The 18,222-nt window shown below is 72.3% G+C and carries 11 protein-coding genes and 1 pseudogene; 2 read left to right on the plus strand and 10 right to left on the minus strand.

Annotated elements, in window-relative coordinates:
* The first annotated feature begins 242 nt into the window (after window positions 1–242).
* Window positions 243–3,137, plus strand: coding sequence for a glycoside hydrolase family 3 C-terminal domain-containing protein (locus tag ACIP4X_RS23275; protein WP_391458376.1), 2,895 nt, complete (start codon window positions 243–245; stop codon window positions 3,135–3,137).
* A 61-nt stretch (window positions 3,138–3,198) separates the two neighbouring features.
* Here the strand turns inward: ACIP4X_RS23275 and ACIP4X_RS23280 are convergent, their stop codons facing one another.
* From ACIP4X_RS23280 to ACIP4X_RS23295, 4 genes and pseudogenes are all read right to left on the minus strand, one after another.
* Complete coding sequence (locus tag ACIP4X_RS23280; RefSeq protein WP_401350375.1) at window positions 3,199–4,209, minus strand: NAD(P)H-dependent glycerol-3-phosphate dehydrogenase; 1,011 nt, start codon at window positions 4,207–4,209, stop codon at window positions 3,199–3,201.
* A gap of 140 nt (window positions 4,210–4,349) precedes the next feature.
* Window positions 4,350–5,348 (minus strand): type I glyceraldehyde-3-phosphate dehydrogenase, encoded by a 999-nt coding sequence (gap, locus tag ACIP4X_RS23285; protein ID WP_391458374.1) that lies wholly within the window; start codon window positions 5,346–5,348, stop codon window positions 4,350–4,352.
* Between the two features lie 108 nt (window positions 5,349–5,456).
* Window positions 5,457–6,413 carry a helix-turn-helix domain-containing protein gene (locus ACIP4X_RS23290; protein WP_358734611.1) on the minus strand — a complete coding sequence of 319 codons (957 nt, stop codon included), beginning with the start codon at window positions 6,411–6,413 and terminating at the stop codon, window positions 5,457–5,459.
* 478 nt (window positions 6,414–6,891) lie between these two features.
* Window positions 6,892–7,512 (minus strand): annotated as a pseudogene (locus ACIP4X_RS23295) (IS481 family transposase); the annotation flags it as partial.
* A gap of 777 nt (window positions 7,513–8,289) precedes the next feature.
* On the opposite strand from ACIP4X_RS23295, the gene ACIP4X_RS23300 reads away from it, so the two are divergent.
* Window positions 8,290–8,736 (plus strand): hypothetical protein, encoded by a 447-nt coding sequence (locus ACIP4X_RS23300; RefSeq protein ID WP_401350379.1) that lies wholly within the window; start codon window positions 8,290–8,292, stop codon window positions 8,734–8,736.
* A 216-nt stretch (window positions 8,737–8,952) separates the two neighbouring features.
* Here the strand turns inward: ACIP4X_RS23300 and ACIP4X_RS23305 are convergent, their stop codons facing one another.
* From ACIP4X_RS23305 to ACIP4X_RS23330, 6 genes are all read right to left on the minus strand, one after another.
* The gene (locus tag ACIP4X_RS23305; RefSeq protein ID WP_401350381.1) at window positions 8,953–9,780 is read right to left on the minus strand and encodes a hypothetical protein; all 828 of its coding nucleotides are present in this window, start codon (window positions 9,778–9,780) and stop codon (window positions 8,953–8,955) included.
* A gap of 41 nt (window positions 9,781–9,821) precedes the next feature.
* Window positions 9,822–10,298, minus strand: a complete 477-nt coding sequence (locus ACIP4X_RS23310; protein WP_401350384.1) for a hypothetical protein — start codon at window positions 10,296–10,298, stop codon at window positions 9,822–9,824.
* A 69-nt stretch (window positions 10,299–10,367) separates the two neighbouring features.
* Entirely contained in the window at window positions 10,368–11,942 is a 1,575-nt protein-coding gene (locus ACIP4X_RS23315; protein WP_401350387.1) for a tyrosine-type recombinase/integrase, read from the minus strand.
* A 159-nt stretch (window positions 11,943–12,101) separates the two neighbouring features.
* Window positions 12,102–13,547: an aldehyde dehydrogenase family protein gene (locus ACIP4X_RS23320; RefSeq protein WP_358734621.1), complete on the minus strand. Its 1,446-nt coding sequence runs from the start codon at window positions 13,545–13,547 to the stop codon at window positions 12,102–12,104.
* 150 nt (window positions 13,548–13,697) lie between these two features.
* Window positions 13,698–15,368, minus strand: coding sequence for a PucR family transcriptional regulator (locus ACIP4X_RS23325; protein WP_358734623.1), 1,671 nt, complete (start codon window positions 15,366–15,368; stop codon window positions 13,698–13,700).
* Window positions 15,369–15,606: 238 nt separating this feature from the next.
* Window positions 15,607–18,027 (minus strand): ATP/GTP-binding protein, encoded by a 2,421-nt coding sequence (locus ACIP4X_RS23330; RefSeq protein WP_358734624.1) that lies wholly within the window; start codon window positions 18,025–18,027, stop codon window positions 15,607–15,609.
* Window positions 18,028–18,222: the final 195 nt, after the last annotated feature.

The raw sequence follows: 18,222 nt of genomic DNA on the forward strand, positions 1-18,222 counted from the left end.
CGAACTGAGTCGAAGCGCTTCGATGTTGCTGCGAGGTTAGGTGAACACCTGGGGGTGCACAAGGGTCGGATCCAAGATTGCTCCGAGGGGTGGCGTGCCGGACGGACCGCATACGCCCCTTGAGGTGCGGGGGCAGGAACCGGACGCGTTGCCCCGGACCGTCTTGACACCCGCCCCCGAGGCACCTGAGCATCGAAGCGCTTCGAAAGAGGCTTGCCGTTCCAGCGCTAGGGGACCCCCACGTGACCGTACGAACGCCTCACACGCCACCGTTCCGCGATGCGCGGCTGCCGTTCGCGAAGCGGGTCGACGATCTGCTGGCGCGGCTGACCCTCGACGAGAAGGTCTCCTTCCTGCACCAGTTCGCACCCCCCGTCGGGCGACTGGGCATCCCCGCGTTCCGCACCGGTCAGGAGGCACTGCACGGGGTGGCGTGGATGGGCCCGGCGACGGTCTTCCCGCAGGCCGTCGGGCTCGGCGCGACCTGGAACGACGACCTGGTGCGCCGGATCGGCGAGGCGGTCTCCCACGAGGTACGCGCGATGCGCGCCCGCGACGACCGCGTCGGCCTCAACGTCTGGGCGCCGGTGGTGAATCTGCTGCGCCACCCGCTGTGGGGCCGCAACGAGGAGGGCTACTCGGAGGATCCGGGGCTGACGTCGGCGATCGCCGTCGCCTACACCCGCGGGCTGCGCGGCGGCCATCCGGTGTACTGGCGCACGGCACCGGTCCTCAAGCACTGGCTGGCCCACAACAACGAGACCCGCCGGGACACCACGTCCTCCTCGGTGCGCCCGCGCGTCCTGCACGAGTACGACCTGCGGGCCTTCCGCGAGGCGGTGGCGGCGGGCGCGGTGGCCGGCGTGATGCCCGCCTACAACCTGGTCAACGGCCGCCCCAACCACGTCTCGCCGTACCTGCGCGAGCACCTGCGCACCTGGGCCGACGACGATCTGCTGGTCTGCTCGGACGCGGGCGCGCCCTCCAACCTGGTCGACTCCGAGCGCTACTTCGCCACGCACGAGGAGGCCACCGCGGCCGCGCTCCTGGCCGGCGTGGACAGCTTCACCGACCACGGCACGGATCCGGCGAAGATCGTGGCGCGGGTGCGGGGCGCCCTGGAGCGGGGCCTGCTGACCGAGGCCGACGTCGACACGGCCGTGCGCCGGCAGCTCTCGGTACGCTTCCGGCTCGGCGAGTTCGACCCGCGGGAGGATCCGCACGCAGGCACCGGGGAGTTCGACACCCCCGGGCACCGGGCGCTCGCGCTGGAGGCCGCCGAGCAGGCGGTCGTGCTGCTGAGCAACGACGGGCTGCTGCCCCTGGCCGCCGGCACCCGCGTCGCCGTCGTCGGCCCGCTCGCCGACGAGTGCAAGCTCGACTGGTACAGCGGAACGCTGCTGCACCGGTCCACACCCCTGGAGGGTCTGTACGAGCGGTTCGGCGCCGAGCGCGTCGAGTTCGCGGAGGGCGTGGACCGGGTGCGGCTGCGCACGGCCGACGGCCGCTTCCTGCATGTACCGCCGGGCACCGTGAACGCGGCGGCCGAAGGTCAGGCGCGCGGCGCGGAGGGGGCGCTCGACCCGGCCCTGCTGGCCGGCCGCACCGATCTGCCGCCGCTCTCCACCGACCCCGAGGGCACCGAACTGGCCCTCATGGACTGGGGCGAGGGCGTCCTGACCCTGCGCGCACCGGACGGCCACTACCTCTCGGTGGCCGACGACGGCTACGTGCGCGCCTCGGCCGGTCAGCCCGGCGGCTGGGTGGTGCAGGAGACGTTCCGCCTCGAACCGCACGGCGGCGGGCACCTCCTGCGGCACCTCGGGACGGGGCGCCACGTCCGTGTCACCGCCGACGGCGTGAGGGTCGCGGAGGAGACCGGGACGGACGGTACGGACGGCACGGACGGCACGGACGGCTCGCAGGTCGCGGAGGTCTTCGAACTGGTCGTGTCCGAGCGGGGGGAGGAGGCGGTGGCGCGCGCGGCCGGCCGGGCCGACGTGGTGCTGGTGGTGGCGGGCAACGACCCGCACATCGGCGGCCGGGAGACGCGGGACCGTACGACCCTGCGGCTGCCGGAGCACCAGGAGCGGCTGCTGCGCGCGGCCCGCGCCGCGAACCGGGACACGGCGCTGGTGCTGGTCTCGTCGTACCCGTACGCGGTCGACCCCGCGCCCCTGCGGGCGGTGCTGTGGACCGCCCATGGCGGCCAGGCGGCGGGTACCGCCCTGGCCCGGGTGCTGGCCGGTGACTCCTCCCCCGCCGGCCGGCTCCCGCAGACCTGGTACGAGGACGACTCCGACCTGCCGGACCTGCTCGACTACGACGTGATCGGTAGCCGCCAGACGTACCTGTACTACGAGGGCACCCCGCTGTTCCCCTTCGGACACGGGCTGTCGTACACGTCGTTCGGGTACGGCGACCTGACAGCCCGGGTCGAACGGGACACAGTGCATGTGTCCTTCACGGTCACCAACACCGGGCGCGTCACCGCGGACGAGGTCGCCCAGCTCTACACCCGCGCCGCGAACCCGTCGGTCCCACGCCCGCGCCGCGAACTGGCCGCCCACCGCCGGCTCACGCTCGCCCCCGGCGAGAGCGCGACCCTGACCTTCGAAGTCCCGCTCACCCGCCTGGAGTTCTGGGACGTTTCCCAGGGCCGGTGGCGCCTGGAACCCGGCCCCTACGACCTCCTCGTCGGCGCCTCCAGCCAGGACATCCGCCTCCGCACCACCCTCACCCTCGACGGCGAGCCCGGCACCCCGCGCCCGGTCCTGGAACAGGGCCTGGACGCCGCCGACTTCGACGAGCAGTCGGGCATCGAGATCGTCGACCGGACGAGAACGACGGGCGACGCGGTGACCCCCGTACCCGGCAGGCCGGGCGAACTCCTCTACCGTTACTGCGACTTCGGCACCGGAGTGACGGAGTTGAGCGTGGAGGTGTCGGGCGAGGGCACGGTCGAACTGTCCCTCGACGGCGGCCCGGTACTAGCTGTCGTCACTCTGGACACTCCCACACGGGGCCCGTACGACTACACCAGGCTCACCACTCCGACCACCACCACCGGCGTCCACGACCTACGACTGAGGCTGCAGGGCCCACTGCGCCTGGCCCGTCTCGACTTCACCGCCTGAGCCGGCCCCGCCCCTCCCCCGCACCGTCCGACGGCAAGAGCGCAGTCCCATCCGCCCGCGGTCAGCGCTCGGGTCCGGGGGGCCGCTGCATCAGCGCGGCCGCGGCCTCGTCGAGGGTGACCTTGTCGTTGAGCAGGGCGGAGATCACTTCCGTGATCGGCATCTCGACGTCATGGGCGCGGGCCAGGTCGAGGACCGCCTCGGCGGACTTGACGCCCTCGGTGGTCTGCCGGGTGGCTGCCGTCGCCTCCTCGACGCTCAGGCCCTGACCGAGGTGGACGCCGAAGGTGCGGTTGCGGGCGAGCGGGGAGGTGCAGCTGGCCACCAGGTCGCCGAGGCCGGACAGACCGGCGAGGGTGGCCGGGTGGGCTCCCATGGCCGTGGCCAGTCGGGTGATCTCCGCCAGGCCCCGGGTGATGAGCAGCGCCGCGGCGTTGTCGCCCAGGCCCATGCCCGAGGCGATGCCGACCGCCAGAGCGATGACGTTCTTCACCGCGCCGCCCAGCTCGCAGCCGATCACGTCGGTGCTGGTGTAGGGCCGGAAGTACCGGGTGTGACACGCCGTCTGGAAGCGGCGCGCGGCGTCCTCGTCGGGGCAGGCGACGGTCGCGGCGGCAGGCCGGCCGTCCATGATCTCGCGAGCGAGGTTCGGCCCCGACAGCACCGCGACACGGTCCGCGCCCACACTGGTCACCTCGGCGACGACCTGGCTCGCCCGCAGCCCGGTATCCCGCTCGATGCCCTTCATCAGCGACACGATCACGGTGTCCGGCCCGATGTACGGCGCCCATACGGCGAGATTGGCCCGCAGGGTCTGGGCGGGGATGGACAGCACGAGATAGTCCGCGCCGTCCAGGGCTGTAGCCGGATCGGTCGTGGCCGTCAGGGAGACAGGCAGCGCGAGGTCCGGGAAGTAGGCCGGGTTGCGGTGGCGGGTGTTGATCGCATCGGCGATCTCACTGCGGCGGGCGTACACGATCACGTCGCTGCCGGCGTCAGCCATGATCTTGGCAACCGCCGTCCCCCAGGAGCCGGCCGAGAACACCGCCGCACGGGCGTGGAGCTGGCTCACTGGGTGGACCTCTCGCTGGGGGCGGGACCGTCGGCAGGCCCCGGACGCGCCGGGCCATCGTATCGACCGCGCCGGGATCGGCCGGGTGAGCCCGGCCGGTGGCGCGGTCGTCGGAGGCCGGGTAACGCCCCGGTGTTCGGTCAGCGGGTGGTGAGGAGTTCGAGTGTGTCGATCACTCGGTTCGAGAAGCCCCACTCGTTGTCGTACCACGCGACCACCTTGATGTGGCGGCCGTCGACGCGGGTGAGGGCCGAGTCGAAGATCGACGAGGCGGGATTGCCCGTGATGTCGGAGGACACGAGCGGGTCTTCCGAGTACTCGAGGATGCCGGCGAGCGGTCCCTCCGCCGCGGCGCGGTACGCCGCCAGCACGTCGTCGCGTGTCACGTCGCGGGCGACGGTCGTGTTGAGTTCGACGATCGAGCCCACCGGCACCGGTACGCGGATCGAGTCGCCCGACAGCCTGCCGTCGAGGTTCGGCAGCACCAGACCGATCGCCTTGGCGGCGCCGGTCGTGGTCGGCACGATGTTGACGCCGGCGGCCCGGGCGCGACGGGCGTCGCGGTGGGGACCGTCCTGAAGGTTCTGCTCCTGCGTGTAGGCGTGCACCGTCGTCATGAACCCGTGCTCGATACCGGCGAGTTCGTCGAGGACCGCGGCCAGCGGCGCGAGGGCGTTGGTGGTGCAGGAGGCGTTCGAGACGATCGTGTGCACGGCGGGGTCGTAGGCGTCGGTGTTGACGCCGAACGCGAGCGTGACGTCGGCACCGTCCGAGGGCGCGCTGACGAGCACCTTCTTCGCGCCCGCGTCGAGGTGGGCGCGGGCAGCCTTGGCCGAGGTGAAGCGGCCGGTTGCCTCCAGGACGATGTCGATGCCGAGTTCACCCCACGGCAGCTCCGCCGGTTCGCGCTCGGCCAGCACCGTGATCCGACGGCCGTCGACGACGAGGGCGTTCCCGTCGACGGTCACCGGGCGCCCGAGCCGACCGGCCGTGCTGTCGTAGGCGAGCAGCCGGGCGAGAGTGGCGGGCTCCGTGAGGTCGTTGACGGCGACGATCTCGAGGGCGCTGTCGCGCTCCAGCAGCGCGCGCAGCACATTGCGTCCGATGCGGCCGAATCCGTTGATGGCGATGCGAGTCATGTGTGGTGTCCCTTCCCTTCGCCACCAGGGTCGCCCGCGGCTCGCGCGGCTGACAGTGGCGGGATCGCCATGGTTCAAAAGGATCCCGCCACACGGCGCCCGGGCGGGTTACTCGCCCCGGGTGAAGGTGCGCCGGTACTCGCTCGGTGTGGTGCCGAGGATGTGCTGGAAGTGCAGGCGCAGGTTGGCACCGGTGCCGAGCCCGACGTCGGCGGCGATCTGTTCGACGCTGCGCTGCGAGCGCTCGAGCAGTTCGCGGGCCAGGTCGACGCGGGCGCGCATCACCCACTGCATGGGCGTGTAGCCGGTCTCCTCGACGAAGCGCCGGGAGAACGTGCGCGGCGAGACCTCGGCCTGCCGCGCCAGTATGTCGAGGGTGAGCGGCTCGCCGAGCCGGTGCAGTGCCCACTCGCGGGTGGCGGCGAAGCGTTCGCCGAGCGGCTCGGGGACGCTGCGCGGCACGTACTGGGCCTGGCCGCCGCTGCGGTAGGGGGCGGCGACCAGACGCCGGGCCGCGTGGTTGGACGCGGCCACTCCGAGGTCGCCGCGCAGGATGTGCAGGCACAGGTCGATGCCGGAGGCGGCGCCGGCCGAGGTGAGCACGCTGCCCTCGTCGACGAACAGCACGTTCTCGTCAACTTGGACGAGCGGATGCCTGGCCACGAGTGCCCGCGTGTAGTGCCAGTGCGTCGTGGCGCGCCTGCCGTCGAGGAGGCCCGTGGCAGCGAGCGCGAAGGCGCCCGTCGAGATCGCGGCGAGCCGCGCGCCCCGGTCGTGGGCGGCGATCAGTGCGTCGACGACGGCCTGCGGCGGGTCGTCGCGGTCCGGGAACCGGTAGCCGGGGACGAAGACGATGTCGGCCCACTCGAGCGCGTCGAGGCCGTGGGCGACGTAGTACGCGAGGCCGTCGCCGCCGGCCACGAGACCGGGCGTCGCCCCGCACACCCGCACCTCGTACGGCATGCTCGCGCGGGTCGTGAAGACCTGCGCGGGAATCCCGACATCGAGCGGCTTCGCACCCTCGAGCACGAGGACGGCGACACGATGCAGGCGGGAGGCTGACACAGGAAGAGGTTACGCGGGGCGTGAGCCCTCGCCCCGGCCACCGGCGTCGCCTCAATGTGCAACAAACCCATGGGCTGACTCAGCACGCTCTTTCAGTCGGCCCGAGCCGCGGCCCGCTTCCGCATACGGCCTCACCAACTGAAGAACCAGCCGCCCTGGATCTGCGGCCGACGCCTCATCCCCATACAATCGCACATTCCTTGAGTGATCGAGCCACCCGCTCATTACCCACCAGAGGTTGCCTCAATATGCGCACACTGTCACTTGCGTCGTTAGCCATCGTCACGGGCGCCGCCGTGGGAATTGGCGGCCCTCTCCTCGACGCATCCGCCGGCCCACTGGCAAGCGCGCTTGGGGCAGTCCTGGTAGCCGGCTGGTGCTACGCAGCCATCCCCCTCTGCCTCGGCATGGAAAGTACATCCAAGTTGAAGGCCGCCACCGTCGGCACGACTGCATTGCTCATCGCTGTGATCTCCTCCTACTCACTCAAGGCGGCGCAGGGCGATTTCAGGACGGTCGACCTCTCGGAGACGAGCGGCAGAGAGTTCTTCTTGAGCGCGGTGTGTCCGCGGTGGTGATTGTAGGTGTGCAGCCAGCCGGGGAAGGCGTCGCGTCGTTCCTGCTCGGAGTGGTAGGGGCGGGCGTAGGCCCATTCGTCAAGCAGGGTGCGGTTGAAGCGTTCGACCTTGCCGTTGGTCTGGGGCCGGTAGGGCCGGGTTCGCTTGTGGGTGATCCCGGCCGTGGCCAGGGCATCGCGCCAGTCGCGTGAGCGGTAGCAGGAGCCGTTGTCGGTCAGCACCCGTTCGACGGTGATCCCGGCCTGGGCGAAGAAGGTGTGGGCCCGGGCCCAGGAGCCGGTGGCGGTTTCCTTCTTCTCGTCCGGGTGGATCTCGCTGCAGGCCAGGCGGGAGTGGTCGTCGACGGCGGTGTGGAGGTAGCTGTAGCCGGCGTTCGTGCGGTTCTTGCGGCCCGCGGCCCGGCCGAGGACCCTGTGTGCGCCGCCGTCGGGGATGTTGCCGAGCTTCTTGATGTCCACGTGCACGAGTTCGCCGGGCCTGTCGCGTTCGTAGCGGCGTATGACACGGCACGAGGGCCTTTCGCTTGGTGTAGACGTCGCAATCCACACCGAACCGGAAGGCCCTCACTTGTTCAAGATCCCTCAGCCGAGACCTGGCTCACCGGTCCACAACCTCCCGGGTCAGTACACCTAGGGCCTGTCCGACGGATCTTGCCGGGCCGCCGCTACTCGGTCTCCCGCTGCGCGAGGTACGCCTGTCCGCGACCACCCTGCCGGATTCCGAAACCATCACCGCCAAGCGGCGGTTGGGCCACGCGGACGCGTCCGGCGGTGTTTCCCGAGCATCCTGCGGGCATGGAGTCATGCGGCTGCGGTGAGGAACAGATCCCTTGGGTGTTGGCGGAGTTCGGACTGTTCGCGACGGTAGGCCTTGTCCTGACCGTCGGCGTCGTGATGCTCCTGGCGGGCTGGCTGCTGGCAACGGCGAAGTGGCTGATCAGGAATCGGGTACGCCGCCCAAGGCGCGGCACCACAGAGTCGGCGCCCGCGCCGACGACGACCAGCGAGAGCCCCCGGGACGGGTCTCTGCTGTCTGGCTTCACCTGGCGCTACGAAGATCCCTGACCGAACGACCATGATCCGCGGCCACTCGCACCGGCCGCGCGCTGTTCCCGGCCTAGTCAACGCCCAGCCCCCTGGCCTGCGACGGGTTCCCGGCCCGGCGCATTTTGATCAAGCCTCGGTCAGGCTGTCGATGGACGCCTCGTTGGGGTGCCTACCGCCGGGTTCGGGGTTTCCGCCGGGTTCGGGCCGCTACGTTCTGCGGTCCGAAGGTTCACCAGGAAGGCACATCACGACATGCGTACGCGTATCTGGCTGGCGGCGGGGGCCGTTGCCGCAGCCGTACTGACAGGCTGCACCACGACCGGCACCAGCTCGGGGAGCAGCGGCGGGGACAAGGCGTCAGCGGCCGCGCAGGCCCCGGCGGAGGACTCGGCGAAGAAGGACGTCGAGATCGTCCGCCACGGGTTCGAGGACCACGACACGTGGGGCAAGCACGCGTACGTCACGCACTACGCGATCACGAACCACGCGAAGAAGGCGCGAAGCTACTTCGTGCAGCTGGAGTTCCTCGACAAGGACGGCGACGTGCTCGGGACGACCGGGGTGACGGCCGACAAGCTCGGCCCCGGCAAGACGAACACCGGGAACTCGGCGCCTCTTGAGGCCGAGATCACGAACGGCAAGATCGCCGACATCAAGGGCGTGCGGGTGTCGCAGGTACAGCTCATCGACCCGTTGTGACCGGCTGCGGGTGAGATGAGGGCGGCCCCTCACCGGCGTGAGCCGGCGGGGGGCCGCTTCCGCTTGGCCGTGGTTGGTCACCGCCGCAAGTCGCTCACCGGCGCCGCCTCTGCGGCGGGCCGTACGGGCTCATCCACCCGGGCCGGGACGGGCCCGCCGCAGCGGGCGTGACGCCCAGCCGGCGCAGGTACTCGCCGAGACGGCGGACGGTTTCGATCAGGTCGCGGGCCATCGCGCGGAACTGGTCGACGATGGCGCGGAAGTAGCCTCAGGCGCGGGCCACCATTTCGGAGACCGCGCGGGCCTCGTCGGGGGTGAGCTTCGGCTGGAGCGTGCGATGCGTCCGAGGCGCTGCTGCTGCGCGATGTACTTCGCCGCGGTGACGACGTCCGCGCGGAGCGTCTCGTAGGCGTCGCGGGCGCGGCGTGCGCGCTCGAGGGCCCCGGCGAGTGCCGTGGTGCAGTCGGTCCGTCCGCGGTCGTCGACGTCCCTCGGCGGGTTCTCCAGGGCGTCGGTGGGGGCGTCGGGCTTGGGGCAGGACAGCATGGCGCAGGTGACGAAGCCGCCGCCTCCGAGGAACAGTGACTCTCGCCCGCAGGCCGGGCATGAGCCCTGCACCTTGGGCATGTGGTCGGCTTGCGCTTCGCGGCGGGCGTTGTCGGTCAGGACCTGCCGCCGCCGTTCCAGGGTCTTGGTGCCGAGGTAGCCGGTGCGGACGACCTGGCCGCCGTTGTTGGTCATCGTGAACTGGCTGAGGACGTCGCCGAGGGTGGCGGCGAGGTCGCGGTTGCGGCGGCGCAGGTCGTCGTCCTCCAGCTGGCTGCCGGGGAGGGTGATCGGCTGGTCGTCGTCGGCTGGTTCGGCCTGGCCGGCGTGGATCTCCTGGCGCAGGAGCTGGAACGCCTCGCCGAAGGCGGCCCCGGCGACTTCTACGAGCGCGCTCTGGCCGCTCTGGGCGAGCAGCGAGTGCTCGTCGAGGACGACGACACGCCAGTCGGCGACGACTGAGCCACGCGCGCGCACGCCGAGGCGGGGGCAGTCCATCCGGGCTGTCCCCGCCTCGTGCGTCCGGGTTCTAGTTGCGGTCATCCGGTCTGCCGCCCGCCGACGAGCCGTGCGAGGGCCGCGGCCTCGTCGTACCGCTCCCACTTGTTCAGCAGCGTGCGGCGCTGCCGGTAGGTGAGCCGTACGGCCCGGGAGACGACGGCGACGACGCGGGCGGCTTCGCACTTCCAGGTCGGCCAGTGGTCCTCGGTGGACGGCTGCAGGCCGCCGATGGGCTCGACCTGGTACAGGTCGCCCAGACTGGTCCTGGAGGCGTAGTAGCGGGCGTATTCGCGGTCGCTGGTGACGTACACGCGGTCGGGGTGCCTGGTGGCAGGGTCGACGACACCGAGGCCGGGCACTTCCAGATCGCGGCCGGCTGCGCGGGCTTCGCAGATGGCGCAGCCGTCGACGACGGCGGGCGGGTGCGGCTCGATGAGGTCGCCGGGCCCGCAGGCCGGGGACGCCGCCGTGGTAGAGCCGCGCGCCGGGGGCGGTGCGGCGGGGGTGCTGCTCATGGAGGGGTGCTCCGGGCAGGGTTGGGCCCGGAGCGGCCGTGGGGCTGCCGTCCCGGGCGGTGAGGGCGGTCAGGGCTTCTTCTGCCGGTTCCTCTTGGGCACGACGCCCTTGACGCCACCGCGCTTGCGGAGGTCCGTGCCGGCGGAGAGGAGGAGGTTGCGGACGGTGCCGTACGACCAGCCGGTGCGGTCGACGAGGTTCCGGAGGGACGAGCCGGCGTAGTAGTCGGCCTGCATCTTGAGGGCGATCCTTCGGCGTTCGGCGCCTTCGAGTCGGCTTCTGGTCACTGCGTTCGGAACCTTTCGTTCTCCCAGGCTTCGGCGTACTCCTGGGCTTGTTGGGCGATGGCGGCCTCGGCGCACACCTTGTGCGCGGGCTTGCCGGACCTGTCGCGGAGCCAGGTCGGGCGCGTGCAGTACCGGCATGGCCATGACGCGGTCGAGCGTCTCCAGCGCTGCCTTGTGGGCCGTCTCAAGCAAGTGCCCGTACCGGTCAGAGGTGGTCTTGATCGACTCGTGACCGAGGCGCCTCTGCACGTAGGTCAGGCTGTGCCCATCCGACAGCAGCGCCGCGACGTGCGAGTGCCGCACGTCGTGGAACGTGGGGAACTTCCAATCCGGCAACACCCCACGCTTCTTGGCCTCTTTGACCGCCGCCATCCACCGGTCGTAGAACGTGCTGTACGGGAGCCGGCCGCCACTGCCGTCATGGAAGATCAGCTCGTCCTTCCCCAGAGCGGCGAGGCCGTAGTCCAGCACCTCCTGCCACAGCCCGGCCGTGATCTCGATCGTCCGCCGACCGGCCCTCGTCTTGGGCGGTCCGAGGAACCACGGCTCGCGCGGCACCCGCTTCCACGCCCGGGTGACACGCACCTCGTAATCGCCGGGCCGAGGGTTACGAGCGTGCCGCGCCGCGAGCGCGCTGATCTCACCCCACCGCATGCCGGACCCGTACGCCGTGCGCACGAGCATCCGGTCGCTCGCCCGAGGGAAGCACTCGACAAGGCCGGCGACCTCCGCAGGAGTCATGAACTCCATGTCATCGCTCGACTCGTCGTCCTCGATGCCCCAGTCGTCAGCGCTCGGGAGCCTCGTCAGGTCGCACGGGTTACGGTCCCGCAGCGGCGGCTCTGCGATCACGGCCTCTTTCAGCACCGACGACAGCACCCCGTGCAGGTCCCGCAGCGTCTCCGGCGACATGTCCTTGATCTTGGACCCGCGCCTGACCTTCGTCTCCATCATCTTGTTGACCCACGCGCCGATCGTGGCCTTGCTGAAGTGCTCGGCAGAGCGCACATCGCAGAGGCCGAACGTCGGGAAGACGTACATCTCCAGAGCCCGGATGCGCTGCTGCTCGTAGCGCTTGCTCGCCGTCCGGTTCTCGATGGACTCCCGTGCGAAGCGGTCGAAGCGGAACCGCAGTTCGTCGGCAGACGCCTCGTCGATGAACCCCTTGCCCTTCACCCAGCCCGGGGGCCAGTTCTGCCCGGCCTCGTCGACGGCCCCCTTGAACACCTTGGCCGAGTCTTCGTCGTCGAAGCGCTCGGTCTGCCAGTCACCGGTCGCTGAGCCACCGTCACGCCACTTCACCTGGAAGCTGGTGATCTCCCCGCGCCTGTTCTTGCGCCGCACCACGCTCGCCATGGCCCGGAGGCTAGCCCCGTGTTCCCACGGTGTTCCCACAAGTCCACGGGAATCAGCCAAGATCCGACCGTTCCAGCAGGTCAGTGGGCACATGTACGACGACGGCCGGAGCCCCCGCACAGCGGGCTCCGGCCGTTGTCGGCTGTCCGGGCGGAAGGTCTACAGGGCGAGGCCCGTCAGGACCAGGACGCGCTCGTAGGTGTAGTCCTCCATCGCGAACTTGACGCCCTCGCGGCCCACGCCGGACTGCTTGACGCCGCCGTACGGCATCTGGTCGGCGCGGTAGGAGGGGGCGTCGCCGACGACCACTCCGCCGACCTCCAGGGCGCGGTGGGCGCGGAAGGCGGTCTGGAGGTCGTGGGTGAACACGCCTGCCTGGAGGCCGTACTTGGAGTCGTTGACGGCGGCGAAGGCCTCGGCCTCGCCGTTCACCTTCTGCACGCTCAGGACCGGGCCGAAGACCTCCTCGCAGGAGATCGTCACCTCGGAGGGCACATCGGTGAGGACGGTCGGGGCGTACGAGGCGCCGTCGCGCTTGCCGCCGGTGTGCAGGGTGGCGCCGGCCTCGACGGCCTCCTGCACCCAGGACTCCACGCGCTTCGCGGCGTCCTCGCTGACCAGCGGACCGACGTCGGTCTTCGGGTCGGAGGGGTCACCGGTGACCTGGGCCTCGACGGCGGCGACGATGCGCGGCAGCAGGCGGTCGTAGACCGAGGCGTCGGCGATCACGCGCTGCACGGAGATGCAGGACTGGCCGCCCTGGTAGTTGGAGAAGGTCGCGATGCGGCCCGCGGCCCAGTCCAGGTCCTCGTCGCTCGCGTAGTCGGCGAGGACGACGGCCGCGCCGTTGCCGCCGAGCTCCAGCGTGCAGTGCTTGCGCGGCACCGAGTCCATGATCGCGTAGCCGACCTTCTCGGAACCCGTGAAGGAGATGACCGGCAGGCGCTCGTCCTGGACGAGGGCCGGCATCTTGTCGTTGGCGACCGGCAGGACCGACCAGGAGCCGGCCGGCAGCTCGGTCTCGGCCAGCAGCTCGCCGAGGATCAGCCCGGACAGCGGGGTCGCCGGGGCGGGCTTGAGGATGATCGGCGCGCCGGCGGCGATGGCCGGGGCCACCTTGTGGGCGCACAGGTTCAGCGGGAAGTTGAACGGCGCGATGCCGAGGACGACGCCCTTGGGGAAGCGGCGCGTGAAGGCGAGGCGGCCCTGACCGCCGGCGTCGGTGTCCAGGCGCTGGGCGTCGCCGCCGTTGAACCGGCGGGCCTCCTCCGCGGCGAACCGGAACACGGACACGGCACGGCCGACCTCACCGCGCGCCCACTTGATCGGCTTGCCGTTCTCCGCGGAGATGAGCTGCGCGATCTCCTCGGTGCGCTCGACCAGCCGCTTGCTGACGTGGTCGAGGGCGGCGGCCCGTACGTGCGCCGGAGTGGCGGCGAACTCGTCCCGCACGGCGTACGCGGCGGCCACGGCCTCCTCGACCTGGGCGTCGGTCGGCACGCCGACCTTGCCGATCAGGCGCCCGTCCCACGGGTTGGTGACGTCGAAGGTGTCCTCGCCGGTGACCTGGCGGCCGGCGAGCCAGAAGGCGTGGGTGGAAGTCATCAAGGAGTCCCGGCCCTTCCGCGTAGGAGATGTACTTGGCTTTCGTCGTCCACGGTAGAGCTGAGGCGGCCCGCGGTCGTTTGTCCGAGTCGTAGCAGTGCGGGGCGGGGGTGCGCCGGATTGGCGTACGGGCGTCGAAGAACGGGGTGCCTACTCCGTGGACGTGGCCTTCAGCGCCAGCCACAGCTCCATCCGCACGTCCGGGTCGTCCAGGGAACGACCGAGGATCTCCTCGACCCTGCGCATCCGGTACCGCAGGGTGTGCCGGTGGACGCCGAGGTCGGCGGCGGCCGCGTCCCACTGGCCGTGCCGGGACAGCCAGGCCCTCAGCGAGGCCACCAGGTCGCCGCGTCCGGTCGCGTCGTGCTCGTACAGCGCGCGCAGCAGCCCGTCAGCGAACGCCCGGACCGCGTCGTCCGCGAGCAGCGGCAGCACTGATCCGGAGGCGAGCTGTTCGTGTTCGACGAGCACCCGTCCGCGCCGCCGTGCCACCGACAGCGCCTGTTCGGCCTGCTTGTACGCGGCGGCGGCCGCGATGGGCCCGGCCGGTCCGGACAGCCCGACGACCAGTTCGTCCTCCTCCCCGCCGCCCGACTGCTCGCGCACGGCCTCCGCCCGCGCCGCCTCCAGCGCCGCCGCGTACTGTCCGCACACCGCCACGGCCGCGCCCCCGTCGGCGGCCAGCACCACCAGGCGCTCCCCGTCGGGCACCACCAGCACCGCCTCCCCCGACCGGGCGGCGGCCGCCTCGACGACCTCGGACAGCGCGGTGAGCGGGTCGGCGCCGGGGTCGGCGGCGGCCAGCACGGCGGCCGAGGAGGGCGCCGCGGGCTGCACACGCGCGTGTGCGCCCGCGTGGGCCCGCGCGGCGGACGCCGAGGCGGACTCGGCGACGATCACACGGAAGGGGGCGTCCAGAAGGCCGCCGTACAGGTCGCCGGCCACCGCGCGGGCGTGGTCGGGCTGACCGGCGAGCAGCATGCGCAGCACGGCGGCGCCGAGCCGCTGCTCGGCGGCGTGCAGCGAGCGTGAGCGTTCCGTGGTGAGGGTCAGCAGGGCCACGGCGGAGTGCACGGCGTACCGCTCGGCGGTGCCTAGGGTGGCGGCCGTGCCGACGGCGAGCGCGGCGCGCGGGCGGCGTCCGGTGCCGATGGAGTGGAGTTCGACGCGGTCCTCGGTCTCGGGCCCGCCGACCACGGCGGACGCCGGGGCCGACCGATCGCGCAGCCGTTCGATGTCCCCCGTGAGCCGTTCGGCGCGGCGGGCGGCCCATTCGGGTGCCGCGGCGACGACGGCTCCCGAGGCGTCGTAGAGCGCCGTCCAGCCGTCCACCTGGGCCGCGAGCGCGGCGAGCAGTCCCTCAGGTCCGGCGTTCAGGGCCTGCTTGGTCAGTTCCCGCTGGGCGGCGAAGCCGGCCGTGACCGCCCGGTACTGGTCGGCCGCGATGGCCGCCGAGACCGCCTTGCTGATGGCGAGGAACGGGGTGCGGCGGGGCACTTCGAGCAGCGGCAGCCCCTCCTCCTCGGCGGCGTCGACGAGCGCCGCGGGGATCTCCTCGTAGTTGACCCCGACGGCGAAGCCGAGCCCGACGACCCCGGCCTTGGCCAGCCGCTTCACATAGCGGCGCATGGCCTCGGGCTCCTCCGCGTCCAGCTTGAGCGCGGTGATCAGCAGCAGCTCCCCGCCCTCCATGTACGGCACGGGGTCGGCGAGTTCGCTGACGTGGGCCCAGCGGACGGGTACGTCCAGGCGGTCCCCGGCCGCGCGCACGGTCAGCTTGAGCGCGGAGTGGTGGACGAGCGAGGCGAGCGTCGGGGGCATGGGGCCTTCTGGTCGGCAGGGCGCTGCGGCGGAGGTTCTCGGCAGGGGCGCTGGGCGGAGGTTCTTCCGGAAGTTCTATGGAGGTCGGATGATCATTGTGATCTTTTGGACGTGACGTATGAACGGCCTATGCCGATTCTGCCTCACCGTACGGTGAACGCGTCACGGTCCGTGCGGACGCCCGTCGCCCGGGGGACCTCGCTCCACCCCGGTCCGGCCTCGCTCCACCCCGGTCCGCTCAGCCCCGCAGGTCCACCAGCAGCGGCGGCGCGTGCTCGCCCCGGACGTCTGTCAGCGACAGCACCGCGTGTCCGGGCGGGACCTCGTGGGCCAGCTGGGAGGCGGACCAGCGCTCCCGCTCCACCTGCCGGGTGGTCACGGCGTCCGTGGTCACGGCCCGTCCGGTCACCAGCTTGCGCAGGGCGTGGATGGCACGGGTCATCGGCTGGTGGGCGAACACGGTGTGCTTGGCCACCTCCTTGGTCTCCACCCACTCGGTCCCCCAGGCCTGCGCGAATCGGCTGCCGTCCCAGGTGGTGACGCCGGCCAGCGCCATACGGCAGCCGACGGCCGCCAGCAGCGGGCCGTGCAGCGCCTCGGGCACGTCGGCGACCGAGCGGAGCGCGAGGACGACGCCGGCGTTCTGGGAGCGCAGCCCCTGGACGCGCCGCACCGACTCGGCGGTGACGGCCCCGGTGGCGTCGTCGAGGACCAGACAGGCGAAGTGGGGGCGCCGGGTGTCCCGTACGACGGTGTGGAACTGGGCCAGGACCAGCCGGGTGATCAGCCGGGACGCCTCCTCGTGCCCGTGTTCGGGCAGGTCGACGCGGACCCGCAGCGGATGGTGGGCGACCGCGCGCAGCGAGAAGGGCCGGCTGCCGGGCCCCGCGGCGCCGAAGAACTCGGCGAACACCGGCCGGTCCAGGAGCGCGAGCCGGTCCGCGAGGGCCGGTCCTGCGTCGGCGGCGGAGCCGGCCTGCCGCATCCGGGCGTCGAGTTCGCGCCGCAGCGCGGCGTGCTCGTCCGCCGCCAGCGCCGCCCGCAGGGACGCGAGCGCGCCCGGGTCGCCCTCCAGCAGTTCGCGCAGCACCGGCAGCGGCGGGAAGTGCCCGTGCACCACGCGGTAGGGGCCGAGCACCTGGGCGAGCGCGGTGGCCGCGCTCTGCCCGCCGACGGTGTCGAGGTCTCCGGCCAGGGCCTCGGCGAGGAAGGCGGCGGCCTCGTCGGGGTCGTCGGACCCGGCGTACGGGTCGAGGTCGTGGACGGAGGCGGGGTCGCCGATCCGGACCACCACGTCGTACGCGGAGTCCGGGCCGAGCCCGGTCCCGGCGGCGCAGACGGCGACGACCGCGCATCCCCCGGTCAGCGCCCGGAGGGTGAGCGCCTCGGTGACCGGAGCGGTGACGTGCCGGGTCTTCCCGGAGCCGGGCGGGCCCACCAACAGCAGCGAGGTGCCGAGCGTGCCGGGGCCGAGGGCGGCCCCGGCCCCCTCGTAGTCGCGCGGAGTCCGCTCCCCCGCCCAGCGTCCGATGCGCACCTGGCCTTCCAGCAGGTCGTGGTGCGCGGTGCGGCCCGGCAGGTCGCGTTCCCCTGAGGGGTGGGTCCAGGCGGCGGCGCCCTCCCGCAGCACGGTGTCGGCGAAGGCGGTCGCGCGCGCCTCCCGCCGGGCCGCCTCCCACTCCCGCTCGATCCGGGCGCAGTCCACGTCGTTCATGCGGCCGGCGGCCACTTCGGCGGCCAGCAGGTCGGCCGCGCGGTACTGCCCGGCCTCGCGCGGCCCCGGCCACTGCGAGCGCGGCAGGTCCGCCGGGGGCGGCGCGACGGGGTCCGCGGCCGCCCGGCGGCGCGCGGCGACCTCACCGGCGTACGCCCACCAGCCGCCGACCCGGGCGAACGGCCAGACGACCAGCAGGGTGATCAGCGCGTACAGCGCGTCGGTGAAGAGCTGGGAGGCGAACAGGCCGTAGCCGCCCGAGACGAGGACGATCAGGGAGAACAGGGGGCCGACAACCGGTACGGGGTCCCAGCCGACGCCCGGGAAGGCACCGGGGAACACCAGGCTGAGCGCGGTCAGCGCACCGGCGGCGGCGAACAGGGCCCGCGCGGGCTGCGGGCGGCGGCCCACGAAGTGCCGTACGACGTCGGGCCAGCTGCCCAGCCGTGCGGCGGCGTAGACGAGCACGGCGAAGAACACGCCGTCGTAGACCACCATCGCCTCGCGGCCCTGCGGTTCCTTGGGGGACACGGTGCCGCCCCACCACCAGTCGCCCGGCGTGAACAGCTTCAGGGGCGCCCACTGGTACGGCAGCGCGCCCTGCCGCCACAGCGACCACACGAGCAGCGCCACGACCAGCGGGATCAGCAGCCCGACGATCGTGATCGAGGGCAGCCGGTCCGGTGTCCTGGCGGGCTTGGGCGGGCGGTGGCCGAACCGCCAGACGCCGGGCGCGGCGGCCGGGCGGGGGGTGTCGAGCCACTCGGCGACGGCGGACCGCTGCACGTGCGCGGGTCCCCCTCGGGGATGCTGCTCCTGGGCACCCGGGGCGGCGGCCGGGGGCACGCGCGGCCGGGGCGGCGTCGCGGGAGCCTCCCGCGGCATCGCCGGGCGTGGCACGGGGTTCGCGTGCGTACCCCGGGCGTCCTGCGTCCCGTCGTCCATCGCCCATGCCCCCTGGCCAGCCGCTGTGTCCACCGTCAGCGAGTCAATCTAACGCCCACGCAAGGGGAGTTCACCGATTGCGCGGCGCGCCGCAGGTCACGGCGCCGGCAGCGCGCGTCTCCGGCCCGCGACCCTCCTATGTCCATCGCGGACAACCGCGCACGCCGACAACGCCCACATGGAGCATGCCCAGGT

This window comes from Streptomyces sp. NPDC088817 (assembly GCF_044750345.1).
Classification (GTDB): Bacteria; Actinomycetota; Actinomycetes; order Streptomycetales; family Streptomycetaceae; genus Streptomyces.